This window comes from Luteolibacter pohnpeiensis (assembly GCF_016595435.1).
Taxonomy (GTDB): Bacteria; Verrucomicrobiota; Verrucomicrobiia; order Verrucomicrobiales; family Akkermansiaceae; genus Luteolibacter; species Luteolibacter pohnpeiensis.
Genome location: NZ_JAENIJ010000041.1, coordinates 1 through 26,046 on the forward strand (window position 1 = coordinate 1; position 26,046 = coordinate 26,046).

Consider the following 26,046-nt stretch of genomic DNA (forward strand, 5'->3'; position numbering starts at 1 on the left):
GCATCACATCCAGCCATTCTATCTATCCCCCTACAGCCCGGACTTCAATCCTATCGAAAGGCTATGGCAGCACTTAAAAGGGCACTTCATGGCAGACTTCCTGACCAGTGATGGAGTTGCGCTGACTGACAGGCTATTGACTTCACTCCAAGCGCTTCTCGATCAACCGCGAACCGTGAGCTCCGTATGCTCACTTCCCAATCTCAATCGGAAATGAGTTCTGGCAATCGGTCTAACGACTGGCCACCGCACCAGCACCTCGGCAACCACACGCCGTCGCGGATCTACAGGCCGCCAGCCGCAGCGCCAAGAGCGGCCTGACACCCCCCGGCGCGCCGAAAGCGGGAAGCCTCCGCTGTGGTCCTAGCCCTCCGCTCCAGCTTCCCGCTTTCGAGTTCCCCTCCACTCCAACCTTGATTTGGGAACCATCATCGTCCCAAACTCTCCCGCACCCCGCATCATAACTTAGTTTAGCCATTCAGTGGCCGGATTTCGGGGGCCAGCTCACTTAACTCATTTCTGGATCTGCTAAAACGAAAAGCTTTCTACAGCGATCCATAAATAATCGAGATTATGCTACGCTGTAGATGGAAGTGATCAGTGACTCGGAATTCGATTTTCGAGTTTTCAAAATCGCTTTTAAGCATCATGCTTCAACCGTGAATGCCGTTGAGAACTGCAGCCTTGATCCCAATGTTAAATTTTTCCAGGATGGGGGCTACCACTACGATCTACGCTACTTTCGGGGGCACGTGGATTCGGAGATAACCCGAGAGATCCTTCTGAAGTTGTTGCGTGATTTCAGCAAAACATGCGATTCACTCGGAGTTACCGCCATACTCATGCACGGAGGGCTTATTGGTTGGTATTGGTGTCGTAAACTTCTCCCTTGGGATAATGACCTCGACTTGTGTGTGCGTTACGATGATTTGCTAAAACTCAATCTGGCCCCGAATCACGATCAACTCTACGATGTTCGACACTATTTGTTAGAGGTGAACCCTCACCACGTTCGGCGCGAGACATTCAATCGCCACCCATTTGAGAACCGAGATCCGAATAAAATCGATGCTCGCTTCATCCACGTGCCGACCGGACTTTTTATCGATATCACCGCACTTTATCCAGTTGGTGAAAGCGACCTCATTACGAAGTGCCCTCATCGTTATCGAGCTCAGGATTTGTTTCCTTTGGTCAAATCTGAGGTTAATGGGATATCTGTCCACGTTCCTCATCAAGTGGATCGGGTTTTGGAGCAAGAGTATGGACGACATGCCATTTCCGAACCCACCTATCGGGACTGGCATCTGAACGCCTTGGCTAAGCAATGGGAACGATCTTGAATGGTATTTCTCAAAGGAAATTGAGGTAGTTCAGACAGGGCTTGTAGATCTAAGTTTTTGCGCTGGATTGCTTAATTTTCACCCCATCGAAGAAATAACATGGGTGAATGGTAATGTCCTTTTCAGTAAATGAAGAACGATGATGAAATAGCGTCATTGGCTCTTCATTACTCTCCAGGTAAAGCTGAACTGCGGAGGTCCATAACTCCGCACCTGTCAAATAACTTGCGCGGTTCAAATTGGTTTGATGAATTTCTAATTCATTGGAAACACGCTCGACAATTAAATCCAGTGCGATTCTTAGAGCCGGGTGTCCGGGCGAGGCAATGATCGTTTGATGACAGAACAAAGCTGAGTCATTTTCACAAGCCACATGCAGTCGGTTCCCTCCGCCTGCCTGCTCAGCATCTAGCCATTCATTCAATGGCTGTCGGCAAACTGAGCTGATATCGGTAGCTATGCCGCCAAACTCATACAAGGCCGCATATTTCCACATTTCGGCTTTCATCGCCTGATTCGGCAATGCGAAGAAGACGCTTTTCATTTCTTCGGTGAAAAATTCATCAGCGAACTCAATCAGCATTTCCTCGGTGCAAAATTGGAAATCCCAATCTGAATTACGATCTATCCAACTCCAAATTGCTCGCTTTTCGGTATCAGTAAGATCATCCATGGAAACTCCATGTTGCCAGATCAATTTGGGAATAGTGGGATTGATGCTGTTTACTTCATAAGCAGTTTGACGTGGTGATGAACGGATCAGATCGATCCATCTTGATAAAAGTAAGTCATCAGTAGATGTTGATTGGAGCAAATGATCAATGCGATCGTGATCCTGTATCGCATCGGGCATCTCATCCCAGTCATCCAGCACTAAAACTGGAAGTTTTAAGAAAAGATCACTAATGCCACTCCTTTTGACGATGGGAATGCATCCGAGTGCAATCGCTTCGTAAGTTCGGTGACAATCCAAACCGTTCCCGTGCGGTGAGACTACGAATTGGTAATGGCTCTGCTGGGTCCAGGTTGTCTCTCGGTCGCTTTTCGCAATCGGTAATTCAAAGAGATGTGGATTTTTTCTGACGACTTCGAGTGCTAGATGACGATCTCGTCCGTGTCGCTCCCACATATTGAACTGGAAATTACAAAAAGCTTTAGGTAATCGCTTTTTAGGAGCTTTATGGTGAATTTTGATCAGCAATTCTTCTTGATCAAGAGGTGTCATTTTGGGTCCCCACCAAAAATCTCCATTTGCTTGGGAGTGATAGTCCAATCCAAGCGGGATTCGCTTCACGAAATCACTTTCAGCTCCATCATGATTTTGTGCAAACCAACTTCGAATTGGTGAATCTCCATTGGCAATTTTTCTTAATAAATAAGAAATTGCCTGATTGCCTAAAATCTCTCTGGGTGATCTTACAGAAGATCCCGTGATCAGATTGAATTTCAGATGTGGTGGAGGTGAATTTTGATCGATGAAGTGCAGAAATTGCACAAGTTGATCTGTGATTACATAGACTGCCTGATTATTTTGTAGGTTTCTATATATGCTAGGTTGGAATAAAGTATCATCTGAAATAGAGTGTTTCGGGGAGATGTCACAGTTATGCATAATGCCTCGTGTGGAGATGTATATGCAGGATGCTTTGAAATCCATGGCTATGGAAAAATTTAGATGATTTGATGCTGTGTATCTTTGGTTGTATATTATGGCAATGCTCCCCAGTTTCTGTTATTTTGCCACCAACTACCAGTGACAAAATGAAGTCCGTAATGTCCAAGTCCAGCCCTTGGGTGACTTAGTATTTCAACATCTTTCCATTTGTGTTGATCCCTGTAATAAACAGTTGTAAGCATATCAGGGCCGGTAGCAAACATGACATCATGATTTGAGCAATCTTCTGCTTCAAATGATTCCGTTCGTCTAATGAGTTCGTCAATAAGAGCTCGTAAGAAGGGATGTCCAGCTTCAGCGCCGAAGGCATAATTTCCCACGCTAAGTGGCTTTTCTACAGTTCGATACCAATTCGGGAAGCGTTTTTCAAACCGTCCAGGAGTGAGTTCAATCTCCCAAGGGAATACCGCCCGGTGTTTACAAAGCGGATCGAGTGGGTGATCTACCAAGAAATCCGTATCTAAGTAAAAGCCACCCAAATGGTAGACCGAGAGAAGGCGAAAGCAGTCAGCTCGCATCACCGGTTGAGGATAGCCAAAGTAAAGATCCTGATACTCAGGTATTTTAGTTTCAATGAAATTTTCACAATCGGCATCTGAGAAGAATTTCCACTCCCACGAAGGGTGGAGTTCTTGCATTTTCTGCATGCAGAACCGAAGTTTTGGTGACAGGGCGAATTCTGATTTATGGGTGCAAATGATTCGTTTCGGGATCATGATATCGACTACGGTTATTATCTAACACTCCAACCCATCCTTCCAGCAGTCGTCTCGTAGACTTTCGCTTGATTCAGTTGCATTTTCGCTTTCAGTAACAATTCGAGGCGAATTCCTGCTGGGGATTTATCCCATTCGAAAAGCAAATTTTTCCCAAAATCTGCCTGCCAAAGTGTTAAAGGTCCTTCAATCTTAGGTACTCGTAAAATCATGTCAGAGTTCCAGTCATCTATACCGTATTGCCTGGCCCATGCAGCCATTTCATCCGTGATCCGCATTAGGAATGAACCACAAACTACGACATCGGCATCATCATAACATCGGTCGAGGAACAAATCACCACCATTCTTTCCGGGCTGGAGTATGGGATTAAAATCGATCCACCATTCAGGACCTTCTTTTATTTGCGAGCAATGGAGTAGCCATGACCGGAAATCTCCTTGGAATTCCTCAAATGTCAGCACTTCGGGGTGGGGGAGAGATTCGTAGATCTTCTGCATGGGGCCCATTTTTTTGCGTTCCCGTCTGAATACTCTAGCATTGGGGCGAATATGAAGAAACGGGCCAACTTCCGCATCATCCCAGGGTTTCGGATTCGATGCTTTTGGCACTCTAGGTGGAGTGGGAGCTGGTTCGCATAAAATTAGTTCTGCGTCTGAATTGGCCCAAGTGCAGTATTCGATGTCCAATGGCAGGAACGGCATGGTTTTGCCTGCATCGTGTGGAATGATCGAAATCAACCCCGCTGCGGCCATCCGGGGGTAAACCGCTGCCATAAGAAACCAACTGGCAAAGCCAGTTTCCGGCCACTTTGAATTCGCGATTTCGAGTTCTCCTCCCCATGGGGGTTGGCAAATTGGTTTGAACCTTCCCGATTTACAATCTTTAATAAAAGAGTTGAGTAGATGTCTAATTGGAATCGGACGACAGCTTCCGAAACACCGATGATCAATTGGTCTATACCCGATTTGGTTTTCAGAGGCAGAAAGGTTGGTTGGGATGCGCCAACCTCCTAACCCTGCTTGCGCCACAGATTCGGTTCTCTCTATATCGGTAAGAACCAATTCACCTCGACTAGCATGAGTGATCGTTACCAATCGATCTTCTTCTAGCGCGAAAAAAGGCCATATTTGTTCTTCCAGAACGTGATCTTCGCTTGATTGCATGATTGCGACCTCACACCCCAAGTCTACAAAATCTGAAATTTCGCATTCTTGATCCTCGCCTACATAGATCCGAAAGGTGATATCTTTAGCCTTTGATTGCACTTGATTGGCGATCAAAATGAGTGAATCTATCGAATCATATTTTGATTTGGTGAACGTGGTTGCTACTAGATGGCGTTTAATTTTTCCAGTGGAAAGTATTTTTTTGCAAATTGAAGGATGGGCTGAGTTTGTTGTGGGTAGAAGATCAGGATGGTAGATAGGAAATACGGAGCACCAATTCATAGAACGACGCTAAACTACATATATGGGTTATGGTGTCAATCATTGTGTGGGTATAATTAATTTCTAAAGTTACAATTTATTCGCAGATTATTTATATACTAAATTGTCAAATATTGACAGCCGGATTCAAGTGAAGTGGTCCCGGGAAAGGGAGCCAGAGGTCTTGTCATGATGTGATGGGCTCGGGAGGCATAGACCACCGAAGCAGTGAAACGAAAAAGATGAAGAAACAGTGCCGAGTTTAAGGCGAGGGTTGCCCTTGAGGCGCTCAAGGGTATTAATACCACTTTTTTGGACAGCTGTTTGCGACGGATGCTGCGCGGTGAAGAGGAACGGTCAAGTGATGCTAAATAGCCACTTCCCGAGACTTCGAAAATTTTTCAAAGCATGGCGGTGGGATATTTGGCTTCTTGTCTCAATCACCGGATCCCGAGTTATTTTTCCGGCGTCTTCATTGGCCCAAAATGGCGATGACTTTTTTAGGATTTCGTGCTCTTTGGTCATACTGCTGAGTTCTTTGGCGAGGCGTTTGTTTTTGGCGCGGAGCTGCTCGATGATTGCGTGATAGCGGTCGATGCCGCTTGCGAGTGGATCGTCGTATTTGCTCTTCCACTCGCTGTGTGCATTGGTGGAGCAGCCGAGCTCTCTGGCGATCTGCATCATCGGTTTTTCGGAATTTCCGTGGATCTCTACGGCGCGCTTTTTTTTTATTTCAGGTCATACGTTTTGCGAGGTTTCATGGGATCAGTGATTTAAGGTGAGTTCTAGCACCAACGCACTCCGAAAAAAGGTTACAGGTTCTGGAAGCCTTGGAGGAGGCAGTGAAGGTAGCCGGACGCAAGCTTGAGATCCTCAACATCGACCAAGGCTGCCAATATACCAGCGCGGCCTGGACCGGTACGGTGGAAGCGTTGGGTGCGAAGGTTAGCATGGATGGCAAGGGGTGTTGGATGGACAACGTGTTCATCGAACGGCTGTGGCGGAGCGTCAAACACGAGGAAATCTACCTCAAGGAACACGCCACGGTCATCGTTCTTGCGCAGGGGCTGCGCGAGTGGTTCGGGCGCTATAACGACTGGCGTTCGCACCAGCACCTCGGCAACCAGACGCCGTCGCGGAACTACAGGCCGCCAGCCGCAGCGCCAAGAGCGGCCTTGACACCCCCGGCGCGCCGAAGCGGGAAGCCTCCGCTGCGGTCCTAGCCATCCACTGGCCTACGCTCCGTTGCGTGCTCGCCCCTCCGCTCCAACCTTGATTTGGGAACCATCATCGTCCCCAAGCTCTCCCGCAGCCCGCCACCATAGCTTGGTTTAGCCCATCAGTGGCCGAACTTTGGGGGCCAGCTCAGCCCTCATCGGCTGGCATTGGTGTCACCGCCTTTTACCGTGGGACAATGATGTTGACCTTTGCGTCCTGTATCCGGATCTGCTAAAACTGAAAGCGGCGGCGGAACGGCAGGATCTTTATGATTGACGTCACTACCTGCTGGAAGTGAATCCGAACCACGTGCACCGCAAAACGCGCAACCACCATCCCCGCTCTTGTTTCCTCCGGTGATGGCCTGCACTCCACGAAATGCCCGTATCATTATCGCAAGGAGGACTTGTTTCCATTTCAGGAGACTGAAATCGAAGACGTTTCCATCCATGTTCCGTATCGAGTCGACCGGGTGCTGCAACAGGAATGCGGCACCCATGCCATCGCCGAACCATTCTATAAAGGTTGGCGCTTCAATGCCCTGAGCCGCTGCTGGGAACCCGGCGGCTCCGAGAGATGATGTTGGGGGTCGCCGCTCCGCGGCGTTGTGAACCTTCGGCCCCGCTCACGACCACTTTGAAAAGAAATTGGCGCACCCCGAATCTTGCGAATCGAAGAATGATCCGCTGGTTGCTAATCTCAAATCGAATTCCCGTAATTCAAAGCGGTGAGGAGCACCGCCCTCCAAAATTCCCCCTTTTCAAGCTGTTGCTGTGTCCCGCACCAGTTGAGCAGTTCTTCTCCTCTCGTTCCTCATCGCCCAAAAGCGCTTTCTCCCTGCCGACCTTCACCCCGTCGAAGAATAGCAGGGGTGGATTTCGATGTCCTTGTAGGAGAAGGCCGCTCTCTCATGAAAAGCGTCATCGGCTCCTCTTCCCACTCGAGATAACGCCGGATTGCCACCGTCCATAAACCAGCTCCTGTCCACAGTCGTTTACCACTATGATTCGCCCACTCCCGATCAGCCGGATCGCCTGCGCCAGCATCGGCTGCCCCTTCGCGGCAATGATCGTGCGGAGGCAAAAATACGGCACATTGTTCTCGCACGCCACTTGTAGCCCCTAGGCCTTTTCCACGTCCAGCCATCCGTCCAGCGGCGCGCGCAAATCGATCCCATTTCGACATAAGCACTGCCGAACTCGTGAAGCACCGCGTATTTCCAAAGATCGGTCTCCATTTCTCCTGCGGGAAGGGAGGCGAACAGGCGGGCGGTTTCCCCGGAGCAAAACTCTTTCAAAAATTCCGCCACGATCTCGTTGGGACAAAACTGGTGGCTCCACTTGGGGTTGCGTGAACTCCACGAAAGTACTGATCGCTTTTCTTTCTCCGTCAGATTTGGGATCGATTGACCTGTCTGCCAGATGACTTTCCGAATGGGTTCGCGCATCCTCTGCAAACTTTTTCACAAACCCTGGCCGTGGACGAGCCAAATCGAGGCTTCAAAAAATGGCGGCAATCACTGGTCGTTGTGGTTCTTCTGCTCGGAATGCGGCGACCGATGATCGCCGCCACATCCCCGGCATCCGCTGCTGACATCAATGTAATCCCATCAAAAAGAAACTCTTGTTTGAATGAATTCAAGAGCGAGCCGCTGGTTGCTTCACAACTAACAACTGGTGTAATTCGACCGGCTTTCCGCCTTTCATATCCCGAAATGGGCATTAAAACGCTCTATTCAATACCGCTCCTCATTCTCTATTAAAAAATTGCTTGACCGCAAGGCCGATTGTTTGGCAGTTGTCTGATACAGCAATAAAACACACTATGAATCATTTAAATGAACTGAATCGACGCAATTTTATAAAAAAAACCGCCTTCACTGCAGGAGCTGTCACTTTCCTGACACGGGGAGTTGGCTTAGGAAGTGAAGGAAGCTCATTTCCCAGCTTGAGCGCAACTGCAACTGCCAGCACTACTGCTGTTACGTCAGAACCAACACGGCTAAAAAAATATACTCTGGTTGTAGTGATGTGGAAAACCGAGTTTGGGTGGAGTTCTGATCAGGCCGATGCTAAAAAGTATTCCTCAGCTGGCGGCTTAGGTACTACAGACAAACCTGAAGATCCAGAGGAGCCGCCGACTGGCGGAACGGAATCCGACCGTCACTTTGAGACTGTCGGTACTAATGACCCTACTACGCCCAAAACCTACTCCATTACTCAATTTGGTCCAGGGGTCTCGCAAGTGACCCAAGTTTCTACGAACCCTAACCGCTACATAAAAGGATGGCTCATGACTTATACGGTCATTGTAACCGATTGGGAATGAGAATTCAGTTTATTCATAAAATATTATGTGACATATTTTATTTTTTGACTAATTAATCATTTTCATGGGAAAGTGCTCGGTTTTTATTCGTGGCACTTTCCCTATATTGAACACCTACTTTCAAAAGTGCTGAATATTCCTTAATAATGGCTAAAAACAAAAAATTTGTTGGTTTGTTTATAGCTTTTGCATTCTCATTGACAGCATTGTTATTCTATGGTGTCTATTCCGATGAAATTTCCTTGCATGATCAAGACCAAGGAAATGAAAAGTTGGAATCTGGAAAGGAATTTCCAGAAAGATTTGCTAGCTTGACAAAACAACCGAAACACAGTGAAAATGCTAGTAATTCTTATGACGTTAACGACTCTTTGAGTGAAGTAACCAAAGGTTACGATTTGTTAAAAAGTAAATTTAGCGGGAAAAGTCTTCGCGATGAACAGATCGAATATATTGGAAGAGTGACTATCGGTCTATCTCCGATGGAAATTTGCCTTTTCTTAGATTACGTTTCTGATGAATTGGGAGACGATATGGAGCGACTAGCTCATCTCATCGGAGCCGCCATGAGCACTGCCGATAGTGAATTGGGAAATTCAGAAGAAATTCAGAAATGGGTAATTTCAGTAAAAAGTCCAATATTCAAAACTGCTCTTCTTCGCGAAATGGGACGTTATTACTCGGGAGTTGCCGGCTCGGACCCTATGCCTTTTTACCAAAAAATCAGCTTGGAAAGTGAAAAAGATCGATTTTTGGCGGGCTTTATCGAAAAGTTCACTGGCGATGTTCGATCGCCCATAGAATGGTTAATTAAATTTTCGCCTGAATCGGGTGAACATCCACAATTGATTAAGGTAATTAAAAACTTACCAGAATCTTACGATATTTCAAAAATCTCACAATACTCCAGTGAGAATGTCAATTCTTTATCTGATGATGTTAAAGGGGCGCTGATTGGAAAGTGGGTAGATACAGATCCCGTAGCAGCAGCAAATTTTTTGGCTGGATCTAAAATCTCTGATGCTGAACAGATTTTGGGATCAATGATGTCATCCTCAAGTGAAAAATTGCTACCCTTAATGAGCGCCTGGGAGAATACCCCTCAAAAAGACGACGCGATTTCTCATTTGCTGCAAAACTTCACAATTCATTCGCCTCAGTTGGCCTGGGAATTGGGCCTTCAAATGTCGAATGCCGAAAATCGAGAATTGCTTTTAACGGAAGTCTATTATGAATGGGCAGAGAAAAACAAAGAAGATGCAGATGCTGCGTGGAATAAGTTTTTTGGAGAATAAAATTTTTATAATCAGATGTATTCAAAACTCAAATTCGTCGGTATAGTTTCTGGGTGCGCGTTAGTAGTTATTATATTTATTTTTATTATTAAGATACGAAATTTAAGCTCTTCTCCTGACAGCGAAACCGCATCGCGTGAATATAGAGCGCTAGACTCTTTTTCTACACATAGTCCTGAAAAATCTAAAAGAAGATCTTCTAGAAGTAGTATTTCTCGCAAAAGTATGGTAGAGCCAGATGAATTGGTTGCTGCTCTTAACTATGATCAAATATTCGAAGAGTTTAGCAAAATTAAAGAATCTGGACAAAGTTATAAAATTCCGATAGAAGACTATCGAAAAATCCGAAATTCTTTGATATTGCTGGATAAGAATTCTTTAATGCGGCTAACGACGAGTTTGATTATGCTGGAAGATATTCGACTACTAGACGCCTTCAAGCCAACAATAATGAGAAGTTTGATGAACCAAGGTGCAACTCCCGAGGATCTTAGCAAGTGGATTTCCGAAATCGAATCTCCTCTAATGCGGGGCCGGTTATTGGAATCTGCGGGTGCATTGTATTTTGAGACTGATTCTACAGGCTTTGATAAGATGCTGAATCTGAGCGAAGATGAGTATGATCGAATAAAACTTCTTACTGGATATTATCAAAAATTAATTAAAACTCAACCTGAGCGATCCATAAAGGAATTTTTATCTCAATTGTCTAACGGGTCTGGACAAGATGAGTTACAATATCTCATCGGCCTGTTGCCGGAGAATACAAATTTTCGATCAATTGCAGATTTGATTTCATCCCAGACGCAGCTAGGAGCAGTAGGGGCAACCCAAAAATTGTTAGAGAGTTGGGGGCGATTTGCTCCTGCTGAGGCAGCCAATTATGCGTGGTCGTCAGAGAAAATTTCTCCTGATTTGATGAAAACAGCAATGGAACAATGGTACAAGTCAAATCCCAGCGAAGCTAGGAATTGGCTGTATATGAAGCCACCATCTCCGAAGTTGGATAATGCTCTTGGCCAAATGGTTTTATCCGAAGCCGGAACTCGCCCGGAGGAAAGCTTGAGAATTTCAGAAATGATTGAAAATAGTGAGTTGAAAGAATCCGTTCAGCATAAGATTTATCAAAAATGGTATAGCTTACAACCTGAAAAAGCGGAAAAGGCATGGAGTGAAAAAAATAATAGATCTAACTGAATGTGTGGTCTAATCGATGGGATTAATTGCGATATCGCGCTGTTTCGTTGACCTGAGTGTAATAAAAAGATGATTTCAAAAATATGTCATCAAACAGCGAAATCTAACGATTTGCCGCCTTTGATCAAAACATGCGTCACCTCATTGCAGAGGACGAATTTGGATTGGGACTGTCGTTTTTATGATGATGAAGATTGGAAGAAAATTATCACCTCCGATTTCATTTTTTCATGGGAAAACCTTTCCCGTTATCCCACGGGAATCCAACGCTCGGATATCTTCCGTTGTGCGGCCTTGTATGAACTAGGCGGCTGTTATGCGGATGTGGACATGATCGGGGTTCGTTCGATCGACAGCTTGATTGCTGCTGCATGTGAGCTTGGTTTGGTAGACGGCGATACGGAGCTGATGCTGACGATTGATCATCCGATCCATAGTCGTAAATATTTCGGGCGGGAGAAAATTTATATGAACAATTTTATGCTGGCGAAACCGGGGGCGAGGTTTCTCGAGATTTACCTCAAAGAGATGAAGAAAGTGGTGGCCCAGGGGACTTGCGAGAGTCGAGCTCCGGTATATACCACTGGACCCGTGGCGATGACGCGGTTGATCCATGAATTTGGAGGGCTTGAGAAGTTGAAGATCGCAGTGGTTCCCTATTTCTGGATCAATCCGATTCCGGACATGTCGCTCGATTTTCCAGAAAAACCTCTTTACCAGCAGATGATCGAAGATGGAAGCTGGCGCAGCGAGATTGCTCCTTATTTTATCCACTGCTGGTGGCACAGTTATATCAATGTGGAAACCGAATCTCACTACGGGAAGCTTTTCGATCATCTGCCGGTCTGCCAAACCGCTTCATCCATAGCCGGAACTTTCTGATGCCGGAGGTTCCCAAAATTCTGTGGCAGAGCTATAAGTCGATCGACCGCTTGCCGGTTGAGAGCCTCCCTTGTATCGATTCCTGGCTGCGGCTGAATCCGGGATGGTCCTATTATTTCTGCTCGGATGAGGATATCGAAGCCTTCTTTCGTCATTATCACGGAGGAAGTTTCCTATCTTTGTTCGAGGCGATGCCGTTAGCGGTGATGAAGGCGGATCTCTGGCGATACGCGGTGTTGGAGGAATTCGGCGGTTTTTACGCCGACATCGATACGATCTGCTATTTCTCCTTAGAGGATTGGCTGGATCGGCAGACGGGATTGCACGTGGCGTGTGAGGAGGAGGACACCTATTTCAGCCAATGGGCATTTGGTGGTCCACCGCATCATTGTGTCTTCCGCACGGTGTTGGAGCTCATTCGCGAAAGGGTAGAACGCGACGGCGGTGTCGACCAAACGATGGATCATTACGTGCATCATTATACCGGGCCATCGGTATGGTCCGATGCAATTCGAAAGCATTTGGGAGTAGAAAAGGCTCCGGGAGCGCTTGCTGATGATCGTGCGTTGCAGCGGCGTAGAGAGGTTCGGATTTATCCTCCCGACCATTTCAACGGGACGAAGATTCGTCATATCACGGCTTCGATGTTTTGGCGCAGGCTCCCTGGCTACGAATCATGGCAGGCTCAGCGCAGGGATCTCGCCAACCGGCTATTTTAACTTCACGTTTCCCTTCATCCTTATGTCCTGGTCCGATTTTTTTCCGATTCTTACCGATGAGCAAATTGACGACTTCCGAGCTGTCGCCACTGCAGCGGAGGTGAAGAAACTGGAAGAGATGTTTTCTGGTGAATTGCTGTTTTCGGGATCTGCAGGAAGGCATTTATTGTGTCTCTCGCTTTCTCCAGGGCTTCCACCTCCGGCTCGGTTTGCGTCGGTGCTGAACCCTTTGTCGCGCTGGAAGATGCAGGAAGGTTGCGGGTGCTCCGATGGGGAGGAAGGGGCAGGGCGGTTAAAAACCGCCGGCACGACCGCAAACGGCATGGGTGATGGGATGCCTCCGGAAGCGTTGACGGTTTTGAAGAACACAGCGCTTCGATTGTCGGCGGAGCGGCCGGAAGCGGTGCTGAGAATTTATCTGGATCCGTTGTGGGAGGAATCGGAGGAGGAGTTGGTGGAAGCCGGTTGTCAGGTGGTGCGGATGGTGCGCCCTTCGGAAGGGCCGAATCCCGCGGCGCTGTGGCGGTTTTTGGCGTTGGAGGAGGACTCCACGGTAACGTTCTTGAGTTTGGACGATCTAGGGCAGGCGAAGATGTTCCTCGAGAGGACCACGGCGCTACAGGCGGCGGGCCTTAAGTTCTGGCGCTCGCCGATGGATCTGAGAAGGGATTATCGGCCGATCCATCCGGATCGCTTCGGCTGCCTGCAAGGGCTTCCGGTTCGTGAGCTGCTGTTGGCTTATATGTGGTATCTTCGGAAGGCACCGCCGGCAGCGGATGCCGGTGGGAAACTGAAAACGCAACCGCTGCAAGTGAAAGTCGGCGAGCGGCAGCCGCTCTGGGAGGGCGCGGATCTGGCCGAATTTTTCCTGCTGTCCGCCGTTTATCCCCGCCTTGCTTTCGAAGGGGTGCTGACGTTGATCGAGGCGGACGACCAGCACAGCCGCTGGCTGGCGCTGGATATCGAATATGTCACCTGGGCGAATCCCGCCAGTGAGTTGTTTTTCGTTAAGCCGCTCCATCCCTCGATCTCGCTCAAGCCGGTCGATTTGAAGGAAAGCACGCTTGTGCCTTCAATGCTGGAGCGTCTCGCTTTGGAAAACCGATATCCTGAGCATTTCGCGGCGTGGACGCGAGAGGAGATGCCCGGAAATCCGTCCGGGTTTTCTCTGAACTTACCCGAAACCGAACCCACTGAAAGCACAACGCCGTGAGCTGGACTGAGATTTTCCCGATCCTGACGGACGAAATGCTGGACGCCTATCAGGAGCAAGTGACTCCTGAAGAACGGGCGCAGCTCGACGCATGGCTGGGCGTGGACCGGATTCTGAATCCGCAACCGGCTTCGCATCTGGTGGTGGTCAGCCTTTTCCGGGACCCCGAACGTGCGATGATGGAACCTTCCGGCGCGGGAGATGTGGGTGACTTGCTCTTCTGCGCCGAAGACTCGTGGTTCGAGTTGCGTCGGCTCTTGGATGGAGCGGCGGAGGTCTTAGCGCGGAAGGACACGGCGCTGCGGGTGTATCTGTCGGCGGAGCTGGCGGAATTTGCGGATCGCTTGACGGAAGCCGGTTGCGAGGTGGCACTGATGAAAGGAAGCAGCACCTCGAACAACCCGGCGGCGTTGTGGCGGTTCCTGGCACTGGAGGAGGAGGGACGCTGGATCACCGTCACCCACGGGAATTTCGGCCACAAGATGATCCACGATGTGGAGCGGACCGAACAGGTGATGGCGGCAAATCTGGGCGGCTGGCGTCTGCCGCATCTGGTCGGCGACAAGAGTCATCGGCTGGAGGCGAGATCGTATAGGCCTATCCATTCCGCTCACTTCGGGGCGAAAGGCGGACATCCCACTGGCTTGCTGATGCGGGCGCTGATCTGGCACGGCCAGCGCGGAACGATGCCGCTGGGCTGCTCGGAAGGCGAAGGCGGTGGTCTCGGTTACCCCTTGGAAGGGAGTGAATGGACGTCGTTCGAGGAGCCGCCTGAAATGTTCGATCACTGGTTCCTGCTCGCTGCCTTGTATCCGCGGCTCGCTTTCGAGGGATTGCTGACCTTCCTCATCTGGCAGCGAAAGTTCGTCAACTACTGGTATGCGGTGGATGTCGAATACGCGACCTGGGCCAATCCGGCCAGCGAGATTCTCTTCACCCGCAAGATCGTCACACCCGACTCTCCGTGGAACGAACTGTCGGAAAGTGGTGGGGTGGCTGTCCGGTCGGAGACGACGGTTTTCCGCCGGGCGAGAAGAAAGGTCTACGAGGGATCGGAAGATCCGCTGCCGAAGAAAGAGGTGCTGTCGTTCTATGCCTTCAAAGGGGATCTGCCTTCGCTGCTCGAATGGACAAGTGGCAAGGTGGAGACGAAGTGGTGGGTGGATGCGAGCCCCTGGCTGCGCTCGTTTCCCGTGGGCTCGGAGCTGTTCCTTGATCGGCGTTACGAAAAGGCGGAGGTGGTCGTTTGCGGGCACTTCTTTTACAAGATCGACGAAACGGTGGCCGCCTGGGCTGTTGCGCGTGGGCTGGATCCAGGCGAGTGGAAAGAAGGCTGGATTCGTAAACTACCGAAACTGGAAGGACCGCTCACTTTGTGGCGAACCGAATTTTCACGGCAGTTTTGCCAGGCGCTCGCGGAACAACCGGCAGGCATCCGCCCCGAGCTGCTGTTGTCGGCCTGGATGCAACAGGGAAAGGCGATCGTTCAGACGACGAGCGCTGCGAGGATGGGGTGGAGGTTGGGGTGAGATTTTAAATGAACCGCAGATTTACGCGGATGAACGCGGATTTTTTAAGATATTCTTCAGAAGTTTAATTTCTTAATGTATCAAAATTTTCAAATCAGCGTCAATCCGCGTTCATCTGCGGTTAAATAGTATTTTTATTTATTATGATCCCAAAGCGACTGCTTCTTACCCACGTTTCAGAGCACGTACTAGAACCCAAATTACGCTACTGTCTTGATCGGATGAAAGAGCTTCATCCTGACTGGGAGTTTGTATTTTTCTCCGATGGCGATTGCCGGGATTTCATCGACGAACATGCACCGGAATTTGGTGAGCTATACGATTGGTATCCGAAACCGGTGATGCGTGCGGATTTGTTCCGTGTTTTAGTGGTGCATCGGTTAGGTGGCTTTTATTTCGATACCGACGTGCTGCTCAGCCAGCCTTTGGATCCACTTGTGACGCACTCAGCAGTGTTTTCGATCGAAGAACGGATGGAGCCCATGTCTTATCGTCTCCGATTCCCCAAGCGGATGTGGCACCTTGCAGATCAATATACGATCGCCAACTATGCCTTTGCCGCAGAAAAAGGGCATCCGTATGTCGGAGCGATTTTGGATGAGATTGTTGCTCGTTCAGCGGACTTTGAGGCCGAGGATTGCTCAAGTTTGGACATCCTTCATTCGACCGGGCCTGATGCAGTTACGACTGCGTATTATCGAGATTGGGACAAATGGAAAGACGTGACGATCCTTGACGTGCCAGGTTGTCGATATGGGCATTATGGCCAGCACTTGGTGCATTCCATCTGGTGGGAAGGAATGTGATTTAAGTGCCGAGTGATCGGTGGAAGAAGTTGATGGATTTCAGTGTTCAGTTTTCAGGGAAATGCAGCGAGGGAAGTAGGTCGCTTTTTCGAGTGTTAATCGCACTGGTTCAGCACCCATCGATATTCTCCGGCGATTTGTTCTTCGACTGGGCGTTGGAGATCGGTGGGGAGGACACCCCAGGTGTAGGTTTCGATTTCGTAATGGGCGCAGGCATCCGGGTTGTCACGGCGCCAGGCGAGCACTTCAACTGCCTGATCGCGCGTTGATCGCAAGGGGGCTGCAGGCTCGGCATCGAGCGGAATGTGGAAGTGCACCCGCATTTCTTCGAAGTCAGTCGCAGCTACTGTCCCGGAATCCAGAGCTGTTAGAAAATCCGGGAGATCTGGAAATCTTACGACGTGGCCCGATGCTTCACGCAGCAGGGATTGGTGGAAATACACGGGTTCGTCGAATGAGCGAATCGCGTTGATCGCCGCTGGATCTTGAGGATTCAGGGCCAGAGCGCTTGAGAGGTGAATTTTTGAAATGCGGATGCCAGCACCTCGAATGGCATCTAACGATGGGCGGGCGTCGTCATATTCCAGGGCGAAGTGGCATGCATCATAGTTGAGGCCGATCCGACGACGGATCATTTCCGAGTCCGGCGTAGCTCCGTGCAGACGTTCGAAAAATGCCAGGGTTTCGCCGGTGTTTTCGAAATGCCCAACTGGTTCGGGTTCGAGGCCGAGGTGAAAATCGATGCCGTGTTTGGCAGAAAGATCATCGAGAAACTCTGCCAGCTCGATCAGGTGGGCAAGGATCGGATGTTCATCGGCGTGGAACGTTTTGTGTGAACCGGGGAGGGTTGAAACAGAGGCCGAGGTGCCGCGCTTGGAGATGACGGCAAGGATTTTGAAAAGATTCTGGGTGTAAACGAGGCGTGCCCGATCGGTCCAATCGGGTTGAAACACTTTTTCTTTCACCCGGGTGCCATGGAAATTGCCGTAGGGAAAACCGTTGATGGTGAAGACGTAGGTATTAGTGGCGGTCAGCCAGTCGCGAAATTGCAGCAACTGATCGCCCTGCAACAATTCTTCTGCTGCAACTGCGGACAGGCGGAGGCCGATGGCAAAAGGAGCGTCCATGGCCAGATTACCAGACTGCCGGAGCAAATCGCGGACAGAAAGCACATGGGTTTTCAGAGCTTCAAACGTGGCGTCCCAGGTTTCTGCCGGATGAATATTCGTGCAATAGGAGAGGTCGCAGGTGGGAGATATTTTCAAGGCGGTGGAAATGGGGTGCGGCAGAACTTTGCCCGTCATTGGGCAGAGGTCAAAGCGAAGAAATCGAACGAAAGAAATCAGCGAATCGTCGCTTATAGATGTAGCGCATGAATACCTGTGACCGCCGAGAGTTTTTGATTTCCCTTTCCACTGCGTTGGCTGGGCTTGGCCTTGCCAGCGCGCAATCGCAAAATCCAGAGGTCGGCGCTGTGGTGCTGGGTCAGGGAAAGTATCAGTGGAAAGCTATTCCAGGGTGGGGCGTGCTGGATGAGAAAACCCCGGTGAGAGATTGTCACGCGATGGTTCAGGTAAAAGACGGCCGCATCTTCCTACTGACGAATCACACCCAGAACAACGTTATCATCTACGATAAGTCTGGTAAATTGTTAGGTAAATGGGGGACTGAATATCCAGGGGCCCACGGCTTCACCTTGGCAGTGGAAGATGGGAAGGAGTTGTTTTATTTAACCGATCACGCCCGCCATCAATTTTACAAGGTGACCTTGGACGGCAAAGTATTGCGGACCTGGAATTATCCGGAAGAGAGTGGGAAATATGAATCACCGGATCAGTTTAATCCGACCCACGTCGCATTGGTGCCAGACGGAGGTTTTATCGTGGCGGATGGTTATGGGAAGAACTGGTGTCATCGCTATGATGCAGAGGGAAACTATTTGAAATCGTTCGGTGGAAATCAGCCTGATGGAGCCAATCTGGATTGTGCCCACGGAGCATGGGTCGATACCCGCGGCGGAAAGAATCGAGTCTGGGTCACCTCGCGCAATGAGTCGTGCCTGAAGCGCTACACGCTGGATGGTGACTTGGTGGACGTGATCCATTTGCCAGGAGCCAAGCCAAATTTCATCGTGCCGTTCGGCGAATTTTCGATCATTCCGCATCTGGAGGGAAATGCCGGAGCCGAAGGAAAGCCGAAGAACGGCTTTGTCAGCATTCTCGGCCCGGATGATCAAATCGTTTCCAATCTGGGTGCTCCACTCCCTGTCTCCGTTGACGGAAAAATGGCAACGATGGGTGCCGATACGCCGCTGTTCACCTATCCGCATGGATTGCTGATCGATGACGAAAAAAGCATCTACATCGCCCAATGGAATTCGGGCAACACCTACCCGATCAAATTGGAACGGGTCTAGGTCATTCAATGGACTACTCGATTGGGTAGGATTTTGCGAAAATCTTTACCTTGTGTCATGGAAGATGTTTTTAGGATTCTGGACGGGCCTTTGGATCGACTATGCATTGGGTCCTGAGGCTTTCAAAGGTAGCAGGTTTTCACCATCGCATGACTCATCCCGTTTCGTTGATTCGTCTCATTCTTTCCATGCTGCTTGGCTTCCTGGCGTGGCCTGCTTGTTCGTATGCGGAAAATGAGTTGCTGAACTTGGCAGAATTGAAGCACCGGATCAATGTCACTGGACCGGAGCGGTTTTCGTTTCAGATTTCGGGAACAGTTTGCACCACTCAAGGATCGTTTGTGATTTTGAAAGACGATTCGGATTCATTGGTGCTCCGACTGCCGGACCCGCAGCAACTCGGAGTGGGGGATCAGATTACCGTGATCGGGAACCATTGTCCGGTGCGGCGTGGGCGGGTGGCGATCGAGATCGGCACGGATCCCGTTGTGGAAAATGACGGCAGGCATTCTGCCGATGAAAAATCAGGATCGGTGTATTTGACCGAAGGGATGCAGCCACTCCGCATGGAATGGTTCAATGGTGCGGCGCAAGGCGCCTTGGGATTGAAGGTCAGCGGGCCGGATCTAACCAAAAAGACCGTGGGCGGAGATCTTGTTTGGCATTTAGGATCAGATGGAAAGTATCAGTCTGGATTGACCTATGAGAGTTACCTCGGGTCCTGGTATCAGTTGCCGGATTTTTCAAAATTGACGCCACAGACAACGGGAGTCACCGATGGGTTTGATCTGAGCAAGCAACCTGCACCATGGGATGTGGCGATGGTCTTCACAGGTTATTTCAAGGCTCCCGCAACAGGTGTCTATCAATTCGATCTGCTGTCAGATGATGGTGCCCGCTTTTCAGTTGGGAAGGCCGAGGATGTTTGCCGATGGATTGTGCAAAAAGCGCAGGGGATAGGCTCTAACATCGATGCGGCTGGAGCGTTGGAAAACTTCGAAGGCAAAGTGGGGTTCATGGATACGGCCCAAGGGCGACTTGAAATCGAGCTGGATGGAGGTCGCTCGATGCCGGTTTTGATTGCAGATGCTTCGGAACTCGTTGGCCGAAATTGGATGGGCAAAAAAATACGAGCAAGTGGGCTGCTCGAAGAGGTTCGGGGCATTAATGAAGAACGTTCATCAAGGTTGCTGATTCTCGGCTCAGATTCGATTCAGATCTTGCCAGTAAGTCAAAATCAGGAAGAGCCGTTGCTGACCAGTGTGGGACAAATCCGCAAGCTTGCTCCTGAGGAGTCGCGTCAATCACTCAAGGCTCGCGTTCGTGGTGTGATCACGATGGCTACTACGAATTCAGTAGTTTTACAGGACGGAAGTGGCGGGGTTTTCATTCACATATCTTCAGCAAATGGTTTGGATCAACCGAAGCCCGGCCAATTCTGGGAAATTGAAGGCACCACGAATCCCGGCTCGTTTTCACCAGTGATCATGGCCAGCGATGGGCATAATTTAGGAACCTGTGAATTGCCCACGCCGGTGCGTCCCACTTGGGAGCAACTGATGAACGGAAGCCTGGATGCAGAACAGGTAGAGATCCAAGGGGTGGTGATCTCAGCGGAAAGCGAAGTCATGTCGCTTTTAACCCCTGACGGCAAAATTGAGATTTTCAATATGGATGCCTATCCATTGCCATATCGGAAATCACAAAATCTAACAGGTGATGCATTGCTGGGCTGTTTGGTGCGTTTACGCGGAGTCTTCACCGCACGATGGAATTACCAGACCGGGCAAGTGATCCCGGGGAAAATCATGTTAGGCAATGTGTCACTGAGTGTCGATGAAACACCGCCTATAGATCCATTTGCTCTGCCGCCGATGAAAACGACGGATCTGTTGAGATTTACCTCGCATGCCAGTGCTCTTCGGAGGGTGAAAGTGACCGGGCAACTTTTGCATTTGAGACAGAGGGAATGTTTTCTAACGGATGCTGGAAAAGGTTTTCGCGTTTTGCTGAGCAAGGAAATGGCTTTGCAAGCTGGCGATAGGGTTGAAGTGGTTGGTTATCCGCGTCTGGATGGACCATCGCCGGTTTTGGTAGAAGCGGTTGCTCGCAAGCTGGATCACACCGATTTTCCGGAAGCTGCGATCATTGATCGTGAAACGCTGCCGGATCGTTCACTCGATTCTAGCCTGGTGAGCTTAACTGCGGACTTGGTGAATGAAACCTATTCACAGAATCAGCGGGTCTTCGAACTGAAAACCGGCGCGGAGAGATTCCTTGCAAAGTTGGACGGAGATCGCCCAACGAACATTCTCCGGCCAGGTAGCAAAGTGAGGGTGGCGGGAGTTTATGTGAGTTTGATGAACGATTCATCCCAGAACAATTTTGGTTCGTTCGAGCTGTTGCTGAATCGTTCGACGGATATGCAAGTTCTGCAACCCGGGCCTTGGTGGACCGGGCGTCATACAATCACCGCGGTGGGGATACTTTCCGGAGGTCTATTTTTAGCATTGGCCTGGGTCGTGGCATTGAGAAAACAGGTGAATCTTCGAACATTGCAACTTGCTGCGGAAATCGAGGAACGCCAGCGAACCGAACAAAATGAAATCATGGAGCGCGAGCGCTCGCGAGTCGCTCGGGATCTTCACGATGAGTTGGGATCGGGGCTGACTGAAGCAGGCATACTCAGTGCGCTCATGAGAAATCCCGCCATACCGCATGAGAAAAAAGATACCTATCTCGACCAGCTTGGCGCGGTTTGCCGGAACTTGGTGACCGGATTGGATGAGATCGTGTGGGCGGTGAATCCGAAATATGATAGTGTCGATAATCTCGCGAGTTATTATTCCCTCTTCGCTCAACGATTTCTGAAAATTGCAAATATTGCGTGCCGACTTTCGATATCTGGTGGAATGCCTAATCTGCCGCTTGATTCTGGTCGCAGGCATGGAGTCTTCCTTGCTTTCAAGGAAGCCTTGAACAACGTGGTGAAACATTCAGGTGCCACCTCAGTTGAGCTTGCGATCGGTGTGGTGGAAGGGAAATTGATCATTGCCATTGCAGATGATGGTGAGGGATTTGAAATATCTGCTGCCTCAAGAGATGGTCATGGCTTGCATGGAATGGTGGAGAGATTGGAGCATCTGGGCGGTGACTGCCGGATCAGCAGTGTGTTGCATTCTGGAACGAAAGTTGAGATGATTCTTCCGTTGGAGAGAGGTGAAATATGATTCGAGTTGCCATTGTTGAAGATAGCAAAACAACCCGTGAAGGGTTGGAGACGATTGTGAATTTGTCAGATGAGTTCCAGTGCGTTGCGTGTTGTGACACGGCTGAGCTTGCGTTGAAGCTGCTTCCAAAATTGGAGCCTGAAGTGGTATTGATGGATATTCAATTGCCCAGCATGTCGGGCATTGAATGTGTTTCACGTTTGAAGGAGAAATTGCCTGACGTGCAAGTGATCATGGTTACGGTGTATGAAGATCCCGACCGAATTTTCAGCGCTCTCCGGGCAGGAGCTTTGGGTTATTTATTGAAGCGTTCTGTTGCGGAGGAGGTTCTATCCGCGATCCGTGATGTGCGAAATGGCGGAGCGCCGATGAGTGGTGAAATTGCGCGCAAGGTCATTTCCCATTTCCAAGAGCAATCGACCACTGCGAAGGAAGTGGAAATGCTTACAGCCCGCGAGCGCGAGGTATTGGAATTAGTGGCGGTAGGCTTCAGTAATAAGGAAATCGCCGAACGTATGAGTGTCACAGTCGAAGCGGTGCGCTGGCATTTGAAGCATATTTACGCGAAACTTCATGTGCACTCGCGCACCGAAGCTGCGTTGAAATTCAGACCAAATTCATAATCTAGCTGGATTGCAATCATCACGTGAAGGAAATGAAAATCCTGATATGAATCAAAAGGCATCTACTTCATGCTTGGCAGCAAGGTGGTAGAAGTGTATCCCCATGATCCGATGACTCATAAAGCGCAGTGTGGATGGAGTCCCTATGACCGTTGGAACCTGCTGCGTCGCAAGCGTTCGACCAGCGCAAGCAATCCACCGGAAACACGTTTTATGCTACGTGACTATCCTGATCCAGTGGCGATCATCGAAACCATCGGAGCGGCATCCGAGCGCTACAACTACGATTCCTTCGGTCCGTTGAGGTTCGTGATTACAAGCTTCGTCACGCAAACGACTAGTGAATGTGCACGGGATTTTGCCCAGCATGGCGGGTTCAAGGGTGCTGAGAGTGATGTGAATACATTTTATCAATTTTGAAGATCTTAAGTTGTCATTTGATGCGGTATGTCATATAGACAATTGAGTAATGAATGATTTTGTATTTTTTGAGATTTGATGAACTCATGAAAAAATTAGATAAAATAATATTTTTCGGTGGATGGATGCTATTGATATCTATAGGTCCGTTCTTGTTTGATTATTTTGGGTGGAGATCATTTCCAAATCGTTGGGAAAAAGTTCTGGCGATAATTATATATATTTTTGCTCTAGGTGTTTTGTGGTTAGGTAATTGGTGTTATTGGCGTAAAAAGAGATGAAATCTAGATTGTAGAAATCGGTTCCATTTTAGAATCATTCGAATCATCACGTTTAAGTAGATTCAGGCGTGCTGGTCATTCTGTGTACGCAATTGCGACTGGTATTTGCGACACCCTCAAGCCCGTCACTTGCCCTGATACGGGCATAAAGCACCGCCAACGAAATCCAATCCTTGAGTGGCGCAAGCCGGGGCGTGAAGCCAATCTACGACGCTGCAGGCATTTGCGGATGGTTACACTTGGAAATGCAATGCTTGGAACCGCTTAGTGGAAATCAAGCTTGGCACCACGGTGGTTGGAGCGTATACCCATGATGCAATGACCCGCAGAGTGAGTAAAACCGAAGCGAGTGAATCGCGCGATTATTACTACGATCGCCAGTGGCGCGCACTTGCGGGATGGGTCGGAAGCGACATCCATGCGCAATATTATGTATGGAGTCCCTATGACCGTTGGAACTTGTTGCGTTGTAAGCGCTCGACAAGCGCAAGCAACCTGGCGGAAACACGCTTCGTGCTGCGCGACTACCTTGATCCAGTGGTGATCATCGAAACCACCGGAGCGGTATCCGATTGCTACAGCTACGATGCCTTTTGTCCGATGCGGATCATGAACGCGAGATCCGTCACTCAAACGACTAACGAATATGCATGGGAGTTACTATTTCACTGCGAAGACGCGGATCTTGAGACGGGCTGGTATAACTACGGCTACCGGTATTACCTCACCGAGCTGGGCAGATGGCCAAGCAGGGATCCGATTGAGGAAATAGGCAGGGTGAACTTGTATGGGTTCGTAGGAAATGATTGGGTGAATCAAGTGGATTTATTGAGTTTAAAGATTCCACAGGTTATTCCCCCAATCCCTCCCAAACTACTGCCTGAAGTGGTCACCGGCCCTTGGCCCCCAAGGGTTTTACCTAATCCTAGTCCTTAAATTCGGCCAAGCATTGGAGGGGCAGTTGCCGAAGCCTTAGAGACTGCTTATTTGGAGTAGAAGGAATAAAAAAAGCCCTTCCATATTTTCCCATAGAATATATTCCTTGAAAAATAAAATGAGTGCAACTGAGTGGCATGGATTATACGAGACATGCGTTAAAACAATTCCTGTAGTTCGCGACTTAAATCGTGGGAGTATGCGAGGCGTCATATTGAGATTTCCCGGTAAAATAGAAGCTGAAAGCTTTGAAGAATGGATGCAGCCTAAAGCTTGGGGCAACAGCATTTGCAGTTTAGTGGAGGGGTATACGAAAACTCTTACTCCAGCTATGATTTTAGATTCTATTCGTCTAACCGGCGAGCTGCCTTTGGGAGACAAATCTCGTCATGTTGCTATTTTTGAACATGTCGATAGATCTGATATTTTCAATGTGATTGATCTGCTGCAAAGCGGGTTTAATGAATCAGAATTGACAATAATCAAGGAATCGCTGTCAATGCTTGATTGGTGCTCGTTGCGATATGTTGGTAAGCAAATTATTCGAATTGGAATCAATGTCAATATATTGGAAATCGGCGAACTAGATGAAATTATTATGAGATATCAGGACGCTCTCAAAAAATTATGCTTTCCCCGCCAATCAAAAAAGCAAATTCTTTCAATTTTGCAAGCGAGCAATAGTCTGTATTTTGCCGATCTGGGAACAGGCGGAGGCTGATGCGTGGTGGAGAGTTGCAAAGATTGGTGTAGAAAACTGTGCGTTTTACCAGGTCCAGATGTGGGTTAGTAGGGCTAGAGCTTCGCTCTATGGGCTTCTTGATAGAGCCAGCTGCGTAGCCTTCGCAAAAATCGAATGATCCGCTGAAGGTTACGTGAGAGAGTGGTCCTCAACAACTACGGGAAGAGGTCTTATCTTTACCCCAGGGCTTGACTCAGGTTTCGGTGGAGGGGTAGGTTGGAACCATGACGGATTCGGGATTAATTCAGGTGATCCAGTTGGGCTGAGAGTTGGACTTGGAATCAATGCTTGCAAAGCCAAAACATATACCGGTAAGGTTTGCGAGGACCGAAGTTGTTGGGACCCATTAGGTATCTCATCTGCACCCAAGCTGTTGTCCCGAATAGATGAGTGTATAAAGTTGGCGTTGGTCGCAGGGAGTTCGGATCATTGGGGGATGCCCCGAGCACAATGAATAGTAAATGAAGTCGCAAAAAATATTTTACATCTTGCTAATTCTGGCGAATGCTTGTGTTTTTATGCAAACATATTTTTGGCAGCAATTAAAGGATGGTGAGTACGATGTTCTTTTGGGCTTTGGTATGCTGTCACCAATCATGTCAATTGGATTTATAATGCCAAATGCTGGTAGATTTGAACAAATGTCATATATTATGCTAAAGTGTTTAATTTACCTCATTAGCATATTGATAATTGCTTCAATTGGTTTTGTTTTGGGTGGTAGATGAACGTAAGCAGTAAACGCATGGCAAATACATGATTCGGTCTAGGAAATTTTGCGTTTTAACAGATCCAGATATGGGTTGGGTGGACTATGGCTACGCTACAGCGAGCTTTCTGATACAGTCGGCTGCGTAGAGAGCCATGGCGAAAACAAACAGTCCTCTGAGTGGCGTGCTGGAAGACCTGGCTGATGAAGTTGCTCGCTTGCTGGAAGGGTTCGCCTACCCGTGTGGACGAGAAATCACCCACCAGTATGGATCAAGCAACTCGATGAGTGACTGGCTTTCAAGGCTTGACACCGTCTATGATTCCACTAGTAGTTTT

The 26,046-nt window shown here is 48.9% G+C and carries 27 protein-coding genes and 1 pseudogene; 23 read left to right on the forward strand and 5 right to left on the reverse strand.

The window, feature by feature from the left end; translation table 11 throughout:
- Both JIN85_RS17710 and JIN85_RS17715 read left to right on the forward strand, forming a co-directional pair.
- Positions 1-217: transposase (locus JIN85_RS17710; RefSeq protein WP_200273298.1), on the forward strand; the 217-nt coding region annotated here is incomplete at its 5' end.
- Between the two features lie 535 nt (positions 218-752).
- A complete protein-coding gene (locus JIN85_RS17715; RefSeq protein WP_200273299.1) occupies positions 753-1,343 on the forward strand; it encodes a LicD family protein in 591 nt (196 codons plus the stop codon).
- Between the two features lie 49 nt (positions 1,344-1,392).
- Here the strand turns inward: JIN85_RS17715 and JIN85_RS17720 are convergent, their stop codons facing one another.
- From JIN85_RS17720 to JIN85_RS17735, 4 genes are all read right to left on the reverse strand, one after another.
- Positions 1,393-3,000 carry a glycosyltransferase family 32 protein gene (locus tag JIN85_RS17720; RefSeq protein WP_200273300.1) on the reverse strand — a complete coding sequence of 536 codons (1,608 nt, stop codon included), beginning with the start codon at positions 2,998-3,000 and terminating at the stop codon, positions 1,393-1,395.
- A gap of 50 nt (positions 3,001-3,050) precedes the next feature.
- Positions 3,051-3,734, reverse strand: coding sequence for a glycosyltransferase family 32 protein (locus JIN85_RS17725; protein ID WP_200273301.1), 684 nt, complete (start codon positions 3,732-3,734; stop codon positions 3,051-3,053).
- A 17-nt stretch (positions 3,735-3,751) separates the two neighbouring features.
- Positions 3,752-5,185, reverse strand: coding sequence for a hypothetical protein (locus JIN85_RS17730; protein ID WP_200273302.1), 1,434 nt, complete (start codon positions 5,183-5,185; stop codon positions 3,752-3,754).
- Positions 5,186-5,521: 336 nt separating this feature from the next.
- A complete protein-coding gene (locus JIN85_RS17735; RefSeq protein ID WP_200273303.1) occupies positions 5,522-5,848 on the reverse strand; it encodes a hypothetical protein in 327 nt (108 codons plus the stop codon).
- A 137-nt stretch (positions 5,849-5,985) separates the two neighbouring features.
- Between JIN85_RS17735 and JIN85_RS17740 the strand changes: the two are divergent.
- The 12 genes and pseudogenes from JIN85_RS17740 to JIN85_RS17795 form a co-directional block, all read left to right on the forward strand.
- A pseudogene (locus JIN85_RS17740) lies at positions 5,986-6,387 on the forward strand (integrase core domain-containing protein); the annotation flags it as partial.
- A gap of 130 nt (positions 6,388-6,517) precedes the next feature.
- Positions 6,518-6,658 carry a LicD family protein gene (locus tag JIN85_RS22355; RefSeq protein WP_200273307.1) on the forward strand — a complete coding sequence of 47 codons (141 nt, stop codon included), beginning with the start codon at positions 6,518-6,520 and terminating at the stop codon, positions 6,656-6,658.
- 130 nt (positions 6,659-6,788) lie between these two features.
- On the forward strand, positions 6,789-6,962 hold the full coding sequence (locus JIN85_RS22360; RefSeq protein ID WP_200273309.1) for a hypothetical protein: 174 nt from the start codon (positions 6,789-6,791) through the stop codon (positions 6,960-6,962).
- Positions 6,963-7,859: 897 nt separating this feature from the next.
- Entirely contained in the window at positions 7,860-8,144 is a 285-nt protein-coding gene (locus JIN85_RS17755; protein WP_200273311.1) for a hypothetical protein, read from the forward strand.
- A gap of 8 nt (positions 8,145-8,152) precedes the next feature.
- On the forward strand, positions 8,153-8,710 hold the full coding sequence (locus JIN85_RS17760; protein WP_200273313.1) for a twin-arginine translocation signal domain-containing protein: 558 nt from the start codon (positions 8,153-8,155) through the stop codon (positions 8,708-8,710).
- Between the two features lie 146 nt (positions 8,711-8,856).
- Positions 8,857-10,005, forward strand: a complete 1,149-nt coding sequence (locus JIN85_RS17765) for a hypothetical protein (RefSeq protein WP_200273315.1) — start codon at positions 8,857-8,859, stop codon at positions 10,003-10,005.
- 15 nt (positions 10,006-10,020) lie between these two features.
- Positions 10,021-11,202 carry a hypothetical protein gene (locus tag JIN85_RS17770; protein ID WP_200273317.1) on the forward strand — a complete coding sequence of 394 codons (1,182 nt, stop codon included), beginning with the start codon at positions 10,021-10,023 and terminating at the stop codon, positions 11,200-11,202.
- A 69-nt stretch (positions 11,203-11,271) separates the two neighbouring features.
- The gene (locus JIN85_RS17775) at positions 11,272-12,084 is read left to right on the forward strand and encodes a glycosyltransferase family 32 protein (RefSeq protein WP_234047499.1); all 813 of its coding nucleotides are present in this window, start codon (positions 11,272-11,274) and stop codon (positions 12,082-12,084) included.
- A complete protein-coding gene (locus JIN85_RS17780) occupies positions 12,084-12,803 on the forward strand; it encodes a glycosyltransferase family 32 protein (protein WP_200273321.1) in 720 nt (239 codons plus the stop codon). The genes JIN85_RS17775 and JIN85_RS17780 overlap by 1 nt, the downstream gene beginning before the upstream one ends.
- A gap of 100 nt (positions 12,804-12,903) precedes the next feature.
- Positions 12,904-14,016 (forward strand): hypothetical protein, encoded by a 1,113-nt coding sequence (locus JIN85_RS17785; protein WP_200273323.1) that lies wholly within the window; start codon positions 12,904-12,906, stop codon positions 14,014-14,016.
- Positions 14,013-15,545 (forward strand): hypothetical protein, encoded by a 1,533-nt coding sequence (locus tag JIN85_RS17790; RefSeq protein ID WP_200273325.1) that lies wholly within the window; start codon positions 14,013-14,015, stop codon positions 15,543-15,545. Before JIN85_RS17785 ends, JIN85_RS17790 begins: the two co-directional genes overlap by 4 nt.
- Positions 15,546-15,688: 143 nt before the next feature.
- A complete protein-coding gene (locus JIN85_RS17795) occupies positions 15,689-16,351 on the forward strand; it encodes a glycosyltransferase family 32 protein (protein ID WP_200273327.1) in 663 nt (220 codons plus the stop codon).
- A 95-nt stretch (positions 16,352-16,446) separates the two neighbouring features.
- Here JIN85_RS17795 and eboE read toward each other — a convergent pair whose 3' ends face one another.
- Positions 16,447-17,616 carry a metabolite traffic protein EboE gene (gene eboE / locus JIN85_RS17800; RefSeq protein WP_200273329.1) on the reverse strand — a complete coding sequence of 390 codons (1,170 nt, stop codon included), beginning with the start codon at positions 17,614-17,616 and terminating at the stop codon, positions 16,447-16,449.
- A gap of 107 nt (positions 17,617-17,723) precedes the next feature.
- On the opposite strand from eboE, the gene JIN85_RS17805 reads away from it, so the two are divergent.
- The 9 genes from JIN85_RS17805 to JIN85_RS21475 form a co-directional block, all read left to right on the forward strand.
- A complete protein-coding gene (locus JIN85_RS17805; protein ID WP_200273331.1) occupies positions 17,724-18,767 on the forward strand; it encodes an NHL repeat-containing protein in 1,044 nt (347 codons plus the stop codon).
- A gap of 149 nt (positions 18,768-18,916) precedes the next feature.
- Positions 18,917-21,997, forward strand: coding sequence for an ATP-binding protein (locus JIN85_RS17810; RefSeq protein WP_200273333.1), 3,081 nt, complete (start codon positions 18,917-18,919; stop codon positions 21,995-21,997).
- Entirely contained in the window at positions 21,994-22,620 is a 627-nt protein-coding gene (locus JIN85_RS17815) for a response regulator (RefSeq protein WP_200273335.1), read from the forward strand. The genes JIN85_RS17810 and JIN85_RS17815 overlap by 4 nt, the downstream gene beginning before the upstream one ends.
- A gap of 69 nt (positions 22,621-22,689) precedes the next feature.
- Complete coding sequence (locus JIN85_RS17820) at positions 22,690-23,040, forward strand: hypothetical protein (RefSeq protein WP_200273337.1); 351 nt, start codon at positions 22,690-22,692, stop codon at positions 23,038-23,040.
- Positions 23,041-23,126: 86 nt separating this feature from the next.
- Entirely contained in the window at positions 23,127-23,321 is a 195-nt protein-coding gene (locus JIN85_RS17825) for a hypothetical protein (protein ID WP_200273339.1), read from the forward strand.
- A gap of 267 nt (positions 23,322-23,588) precedes the next feature.
- Positions 23,589-24,257, forward strand: coding sequence for an RHS repeat-associated core domain-containing protein (locus tag JIN85_RS21985; protein WP_325109833.1), 669 nt, complete (start codon positions 23,589-23,591; stop codon positions 24,255-24,257).
- A gap of 118 nt (positions 24,258-24,375) precedes the next feature.
- Entirely contained in the window at positions 24,376-24,978 is a 603-nt protein-coding gene (locus JIN85_RS17835; protein WP_200273341.1) for a hypothetical protein, read from the forward strand.
- A 482-nt stretch (positions 24,979-25,460) separates the two neighbouring features.
- Positions 25,461-25,727 carry a hypothetical protein gene (locus tag JIN85_RS17840; protein ID WP_200273343.1) on the forward strand — a complete coding sequence of 89 codons (267 nt, stop codon included), beginning with the start codon at positions 25,461-25,463 and terminating at the stop codon, positions 25,725-25,727.
- Positions 25,728-25,863: 136 nt separating this feature from the next.
- A partial coding sequence (locus JIN85_RS21475) for a hypothetical protein (RefSeq protein WP_234047500.1) occupies positions 25,864-26,046 on the forward strand: 183 nt, incomplete at its 3' end.

Coding starts and splice junctions, on each gene's coding strand:
- JIN85_RS17720 (WP_200273300.1), bottom strand. CDS start 3,000: ATGGATTTCAAAGCATCCTGCATATACATCTCCACACGAGGCATTATG.
- JIN85_RS17725 (WP_200273301.1), bottom strand. CDS start 3,734: ATGATCCCGAAACGAATCATTTGCACCCATAAATCAGAATTCGCCCTG.
- JIN85_RS17730 (WP_200273302.1), bottom strand. CDS start 5,185: ATGAATTGGTGCTCCGTATTTCCTATCTACCATCCTGATCTTCTACCC.
- JIN85_RS17735 (WP_200273303.1), bottom strand. CDS start 5,848: ATGATGCAGATCGCCAGAGAGCTCGGCTGCTCCACCAATGCACACAGC.
- JIN85_RS17765 (WP_200273315.1), top strand. CDS start 8,857: ATGGCTAAAAACAAAAAATTTGTTGGTTTGTTTATAGCTTTTGCATTC.
- JIN85_RS17770 (WP_200273317.1), top strand. CDS start 10,021: ATGTATTCAAAACTCAAATTCGTCGGTATAGTTTCTGGGTGCGCGTTA.
- JIN85_RS17775 (WP_234047499.1), top strand. CDS start 11,272: ATGATTTCAAAAATATGTCATCAAACAGCGAAATCTAACGATTTGCCG.
- JIN85_RS17780 (WP_200273321.1), top strand. CDS start 12,084: ATGCCGGAGGTTCCCAAAATTCTGTGGCAGAGCTATAAGTCGATCGAC.
- JIN85_RS17795 (WP_200273327.1), top strand. CDS start 15,689: ATGATCCCAAAGCGACTGCTTCTTACCCACGTTTCAGAGCACGTACTA.
- JIN85_RS17805 (WP_200273331.1), top strand. CDS start 17,724: ATGAATACCTGTGACCGCCGAGAGTTTTTGATTTCCCTTTCCACTGCG.
- JIN85_RS17810 (WP_200273333.1), top strand. CDS start 18,917: ATGACTCATCCCGTTTCGTTGATTCGTCTCATTCTTTCCATGCTGCTT.
- JIN85_RS17815 (WP_200273335.1), top strand. CDS start 21,994: ATGATTCGAGTTGCCATTGTTGAAGATAGCAAAACAACCCGTGAAGGG.
- JIN85_RS17820 (WP_200273337.1), top strand. CDS start 22,690: ATGCTTGGCAGCAAGGTGGTAGAAGTGTATCCCCATGATCCGATGACT.
- JIN85_RS17825 (WP_200273339.1), top strand. CDS start 23,127: ATGAAAAAATTAGATAAAATAATATTTTTCGGTGGATGGATGCTATTG.
- JIN85_RS17835 (WP_200273341.1), top strand. CDS start 24,376: ATGAGTGCAACTGAGTGGCATGGATTATACGAGACATGCGTTAAAACA.
- JIN85_RS17840 (WP_200273343.1), top strand. CDS start 25,461: ATGAAGTCGCAAAAAATATTTTACATCTTGCTAATTCTGGCGAATGCT.